The 5,694-nt window shown below is 70.4% G+C and carries 7 protein-coding genes and 1 pseudogene; 3 read left to right on the forward strand and 5 right to left on the reverse strand.

What is annotated here, in order from left to right; all coding sequences use genetic code 11:
• A partial coding sequence (locus tag ACNFOC_RS49990; RefSeq protein ID WP_416965639.1) for a methyltransferase domain-containing protein occupies positions 1-809 on the reverse strand: 809 nt, incomplete at its 3' end.
• Between the two features lie 306 nt (positions 810-1,115).
• Between ACNFOC_RS49990 and ACNFOC_RS49995 the strand changes: the two genes are divergently transcribed.
• Positions 1,116-2,243 carry a magnesium and cobalt transport protein CorA gene (locus ACNFOC_RS49995; protein ID WP_416965640.1) on the forward strand — a complete coding sequence of 376 codons (1,128 nt, stop codon included), beginning with the start codon at positions 1,116-1,118 and terminating at the stop codon, positions 2,241-2,243.
• Between the two features lie 116 nt (positions 2,244-2,359).
• On the opposite strand, the gene ACNFOC_RS50000 is transcribed toward ACNFOC_RS49995, so the two are convergent.
• The 4 genes from ACNFOC_RS50000 to ACNFOC_RS50015 form a co-directional block, all read right to left on the reverse strand.
• Positions 2,360-2,788, reverse strand: a complete 429-nt coding sequence (locus ACNFOC_RS50000) for a CBS domain-containing protein (RefSeq protein WP_416965641.1) — start codon at positions 2,786-2,788, stop codon at positions 2,360-2,362.
• A 184-nt stretch (positions 2,789-2,972) separates the two neighbouring features.
• Positions 2,973-3,365, reverse strand: a complete 393-nt coding sequence (locus ACNFOC_RS50005; protein ID WP_416965642.1) for a PPOX class F420-dependent oxidoreductase — start codon at positions 3,363-3,365, stop codon at positions 2,973-2,975.
• Between the two features lie 53 nt (positions 3,366-3,418).
• Positions 3,419-4,072 carry a nucleoside/nucleotide kinase family protein gene (locus tag ACNFOC_RS50010; RefSeq protein ID WP_416965645.1) on the reverse strand — a complete coding sequence of 218 codons (654 nt, stop codon included), beginning with the start codon at positions 4,070-4,072 and terminating at the stop codon, positions 3,419-3,421.
• A 17-nt stretch (positions 4,073-4,089) separates the two neighbouring features.
• Entirely contained in the window at positions 4,090-4,485 is a 396-nt protein-coding gene (locus ACNFOC_RS50015; RefSeq protein ID WP_416965643.1) for a winged helix-turn-helix transcriptional regulator, read from the reverse strand.
• A 99-nt stretch (positions 4,486-4,584) separates the two neighbouring features.
• Here ACNFOC_RS50015 and ACNFOC_RS50020 point away from each other — a divergent pair, with 99 nt between their 5' ends.
• Positions 4,585-5,274 carry an NAD(P)-dependent oxidoreductase gene (locus ACNFOC_RS50020; RefSeq protein WP_416965644.1) on the forward strand — a complete coding sequence of 230 codons (690 nt, stop codon included), beginning with the start codon at positions 4,585-4,587 and terminating at the stop codon, positions 5,272-5,274.
• Between the two features lie 44 nt (positions 5,275-5,318).
• Positions 5,319-5,567, forward strand: a pseudogene (locus tag ACNFOC_RS50025) (DUF2293 domain-containing protein); the annotation flags it as partial.
• Positions 5,568-5,694 lie beyond the last annotated feature (127 nt).

Raw genomic sequence — 5,694 nt, forward strand, 5'->3', positions numbered from 1 at the left:
TCGCCGTGGACGTCTCGGAGTTGAAGTTCAAGGAGGACTCCCAGGCCTACGGCATCTACGAGTTGCCCGTCTCCTGGTGAGCCGTCACGGGAGCAGCTCGATGATCGTGGCGTTGGCCGTGCCGCCGTGACGAGCTGGTCGCGGATCTGGCGGACCGTGGCGGCCTCCAGGGCGGCGCAGGCCGGTGAGGTGACCGGGAAGTACGCGTCGGCCTCCACGCGGCGCAGGCCCGCCTCACGGAGCAGGCGCGGGAGTCGGCGGCCGTAGGAGAGGTCGGCGCCGCGGTCGGCGAGGAGCTTGCGGAAGCCGTGGCGGAGGCGGTTCGCCAGTTGTTGCTCGGGGCCGTGTTCGTCGGGGCAGAGGAGGGGCTGGAGGGCGGGGTCGGCGTCCTCGATCAGGAGGCGTCCGCCGGAGCGCAGGGACTTGATCATCGAGCGCAACGCCCGTTCCCGGTCCGGGACATGGACGAGTACGAGCCGGGCGTGCACGAGGTCGAAGCCCTCCCCCGGCGGTTCCTCGGCGCCCACGTCGTGGACGCGCACCTCGATCGGCGGGCGGGCGGCCGAGGCGACCTGCGAGGTGTCGATGTCGGTCGCGACGACCTTTCCGGTCGGGCCGACCTTCTTGGCCAGCCAGGACACCACCGAGGTACCGCCGACACCGACCTCCCAGACGCGCCAGCCCGGTCCGACGCCAAACCCCTCCAGGTGCCGGAACGTGGTGGGGTCGAAGAGCGTGGCGAAGGCGTCGAAGCGCTGTCCCGCCTCGGACTGCCGGTTGTCGAGGAGATACCCGTCGGATCGCGTCATGCCGCGATCATCCCAGTTGCCCCGCTTGTCGACAGGGGGCGACGCTCCGGTTGTCGGGAGGGCTAAGCCACGGTTGCCGGAGGGGCGGAGCCACGTTGTCGGGAGGGGAGAAGCCACGGTTGCGGGGAGGGGCGAAGCTCCGGTCCACCGCACCCTCGCCACGACCGTGCACCGGTTCGTCCACAGCCGGGAACAAAGCGGAGGATTCCGTTCCCACAGGCTTACCCACGGCTCATGCCGGCCTGGCAAACTGGCACGCCAAGGCGCAGAAATGCGATGCGAGGGGATCCACGCAAGGAGAGCCGGATGTCCATGGCAGGGAATCTTCGGAAGGTCACGGGCCTCGGCAGGGTCGGCGGCCTCCGCAAGGTGGCGCGGCTGGCCCGGCGGCACCCGCGGGTCGACCTGAGCCACCATGCCCGGTCACCGCTGGGCTCCTCGGTGGTGAAGTGCGTCACGTATCAGGACGGCGCGCGCGTCCCCGTCGCCGGCGACCTGGTGGACACCGTCGAGCGGGTGCGCAAGAAGGAGGACAGCTTCGTCTGGCTCGGCTTGCACGAGCCGACGAACGAGGAGTTCGCGGGCATCGCCGAGCTCTTCGACCTGCACCCGCTGGCGGTCGAGGACGCGATCGAGGCCCATCAGCGCCCCAAGGTGGAGCGCTACGGCGAGACGCTGTTCGCGGTGTTCAAGACGGTCTGCTACGTCGAGCACGAGAAGCTGACCGCGACGAGCGAGGTCGTGGACACCGGCGAGATCATGGTGTTCGTCGGCGCCGACTTCGTCATCACTGTGCGGCACGGGCGGCACGGCTCGCTGGGGCCGCTGCGCGAGGAGTTGGAGTCGAACCCGCTACAGCTCGCCAAGGGACCGGCCGCGGTGCTGCACGCGATCGCGGACCACGTGGTCGACGACTACCTGAGCGTCACGGACTCCGTGCAGGCGGACATCGACCAGGTGGAGACGGACGTGTTCGCGGAGAACGGCGCGCGGGCCGACCCCGGCCGCATCTACCAGCTCAAGCGTGAACTCCTGGAGCTGAAGCGGGCGGTCGTCCCCCTCAGCCGCCCGCTGGAGGAGCTCGCCACCCGGCCGATGCGGGTGATCGGACCGGAGATACAGGCCTACTTCCGGGACGTCTCCGACCATCTGCTGCGCGCGAAGGAGCAGATCGCGTCCTTCGACGAACTGCTCAACTCGATTCTGCAAGCACACCTCGCCCAGGTGACGGTCGCGCAGAACGAGGACATGCGGAAGATCACGGCGTGGGCCGCGGTGATCGCCGTACCGACGATGGTGTGCGGTGTGTACGGCATGAACTTCGACCACATGCCGGAGCTGCACTGGCGGTACGGCTATCCCCTGGTCATCGGCGCGATAACCGTGGCCTGTCTCGTGCTGTACCGGGGATTCCGGCGCAACGGCTGGCTCTGAACGGCAGCCGCTGAACCGGAACCGTCCGGCGGTTCGACGCCCGGAAGTGTCCGGTTCCGTCCGGTAGTTCAGCGTCCGGACGGTCCGGTGGCTCAGCGTTCGGACAGTCCGGTGGTTCAGCCCATGCCGCTCCGGGCGTAGACGCTCTCGACCCAGCCGGCGAGTTGCTCCTCCGTCAGATGCTGGGCCAGGTCGGCCTCGCTGATCATGCCGACGAGGCGCTTGTTCTCGATGACGGGAAGCCGGCGGATCTGGTGTCCCTGCATCTCCTGGAGCACCTCGCCGACATCGGCGCCGGAGTCGATCCAGCGGGGTGTGCCCTGGGCCATCTCGCCGGCGGTGACCTTGGCCGGGTCGTGGCCCATGGCCACACAGCCGACGACGATGTCCCGGTCGGTGAGGATGCCGCAGAGCCGTTCGTTCTCGTCGCTGATGGGCAGGGCTCCGACGCCCAGTTCGCGCATCAGCTGGGCGGCGCGGTCCAGGGTTTCATGGGCGGGGATCCACTGGGCGCCCCGGTGCATGATGTCTCCGGCGGTGGTCATGAAGTACCTCCCGGTGCCGGACGGCCGGCGCGGCACAGAACGTTCCGCTAGTCCCGGCGCCCTACATTCTCGCCGCGCGGCCGGGTGAACGCACCCGGACGGTCACGACTTCCGGTCCGCCGGAGCGCCGATCTGCCGGAGCGCCGACCGGGGACAAAGGCCGGACAGAGAACCCCACGGCCGCTCAGACGTGGAACCCCACGACCTTCTCCGGTACGACACGGATGATCACCCGCGTCTGGTCGTCCTTCTCGTCGGGCGGGTCGATGCCGAGGTACTTGTGCGAGAGCTCGTACGGAAGCCGTTTGTCCGGGTCGGGGAGGATCTCGGCGGTGCCACGGATCTCCACCGAGGCGTAGGGGTTGGCGAGGTCGAACACCGACACGCTGACGCGGGGGTCGTGGCGGAGGTTGCGTACCTTCTGACGGTCCTCGAGGGAGGAGAAGAGCACGGCGTCGCCCTCGCGTTTCATCCAGACCACCGAGGTCTGTGGGGCACCGTCGGGCCGGAGGGTGGCGATGTTGGCGAAGTTCTTGCCGTCGAGGAGGGCACGGACGGATTCGTCGAAGATCGGCATACCGACACACTAACTAAATGCACACGCATATAAAAGCCCTTGGGTGAGATCACTCAGCCCTTGGCCCACCCGCTCCACGCCGGATGGCGTGGGTCGTCGGCGCGCACCAGGACGTCCGCCGTGCCGGCCGGGTCGGTCTCGTCCTCGTAGCGCTCGAAGGCGGGGAGGGTCCAGTGCTCGGTCTCGAGGGTGCGGCGGCGCAGGGCGCCCGGCGAGAGGAGGACGTGGACGGTCAGGTCGAAGGGGAACCAGTGCCGGAGGAGGAGGGGGCCGTGCAGCAACAGGACGGTACCGGGCGGGAGTTGGACGTACGGGCTGCGGGTGGCACGGTCGGCGACCGGGTCCCACAGGTCGGGCAGGACGCGGCCGTCGCCGTCCGGTTCGAGCGGGCCGAAGACCTCGCGCCACAGGGCACGGGTGTCGAACCAGCCGTCGTAGTACGCCTCGACGTCCTGGCGTCCGTACTCCAGGCGCAGCGAGGCGGGGCGCAGGAAGCCCTCGGTGCCGACGACGAGCGAGGAGCGGCCGCGGACGCGCAGCGCTTCCGCGACGCGCTCGGCGAGGTCGCCGGGGCGGGCCGCGGGGGCGCCGTCCAGGGCGACGCGCGGCCAGGGGCTGCCGTCGGCCGGCTTCAGGTCGAGCAGACGCTCGGCGAGTTCGTCGCCGAGCCGGTCCCAGGTGATCGCTTCCAGTCGCACAGGGCCCATGATGCGGCAGGCCTCGGTCAGGACATGTCGCACCCGTGGCTCCGGCGGGCGGCGAGGAGGTGCGGGAGGTGGGTCTCGCTCCACGCGCGGGCGGCGTCGAGGAGGGGGATGAGGCTGCGGCCGAGAGGGGTGAGGGCGTATTCGACGCGCGGCGGGTTCTCGTCGTACGCGGTCCTGGTCAGCAGGCCGTCGCGTTCCATGGCGCGCAGGGTCTCGCTGAGGACCTTGGGGGTGACGGCCCGGAGCGGTGCACGGAGTTCGGTGAAGCGGCGCGGGCCGCCTTCGAGACAGCGGACGACCATGCCGGTCCACTTGTCTCCGACTCGAAAGGGCATCACGGAGGAGGGACAGACGGGGTCGAACATGTCGGGGTCCAGCGGGTCCTGCCGTACGGCGTCCGTCGCGTCGGTCATTCGTCGAGGCTAGCGCCGGTACCGTTGAAGTAACCGGGCCTCAGGTGCCTAACGTCCAGGTCGGGCGGCGAAAGACGCTGCTGGACAAGGGGGTTGGACATGGACGGCATCGTCGTTTTCGGGGCCGGCGGCCGGGCTGGGCGGGCGGTGACGGCGGAGGCGCTCGGGCGTGGGCGCGAGGTGACGGCCGTGGTGCGGGATCCGGCGCGGTACACGGACCTCGCGGTAGAGGGCGTCTCGGTCGTACGAGGTGATGTGACCGATGCCGGGTCGGTGCGGGAGGTCGCGGGCGGGGCGGTCGGAGCCGTGCACGCGGTGTCGCCGTTCAGCGGGCCCGAGCAGGGCTTCGACTCGCTCGATCCCGGTTTCTTCGTCAAGGCGGCGGACGCGCTGCTGGAGGGACTGGCCTCGGCAGGAGTGCGGCGGCTCGTCGCCGTCGGGCTGTTCGCGGACCTCCTCGGGGCGGACGGGCGGCCGGTGATGGACGACCCCTCGGCGTTCCCGCCGGAGATACGGCCGTTCGCGCTGGCCCACACGGCCGGCCTGCGGCGCCTGCGGGAGGCGGGCGAGGACGCGGTCGACTGGGTGATGCTCACGCCGGGCGGCGGACTGGAACAGGACGCCCCGCGCACCGGACGCCACCGGCTCGGGGGCGAGCGGGTGCCGGACGGCGCACCCGGGCTGTCGTACGCGGACCTGGCCGTGGCGGTGCTCGACGAGATCGAGACGCCGACCCGGCACCGTACGCGCGTGTCGGTGTTCGTTCGGCGCGATGTGCGCAGGACGTAGGGGAAACAGGAGAGAGGCTCGCAGCAGAGGGGAATGCATCTCGTATGGCACCGCTGACAACTCCGCCGCCCCGCAGTGGACTTCTGGTCGTCCAGCCGCTCAGGAAGCGGCACTGTGCCGACTGCCGTCGTGGGCCGTTGCCGTTGGTGGTCGTCGAGGGTGGCATCCCGCGGTGTCTGGACTGCGTGGATCTCGGGCATCTGGTGTTCCTGCCGCGCGGGGACACGGCGTTGACGCGCCGGGCGCGGGAGGAGAGTGGGCTGTCGGCGGTGGTGGTGCGGTTCAACCGGCGGACCCCGGAGGTCTCCCCGTGACCGCGCCCCGCCCCACCGCCACCCGCAAAGTGCTGGGACGGCTGTCCCTGCCCGAGCGGAACTTCGTCGCGGAGGCGCTGCGCACCGAGACCGTCGGCGGTGTCCT

Source organism: Streptomyces colwelliae (assembly GCF_048158785.1).
Taxonomy (GTDB): Bacteria; Actinomycetota; Actinomycetes; order Streptomycetales; family Streptomycetaceae; genus Streptomyces.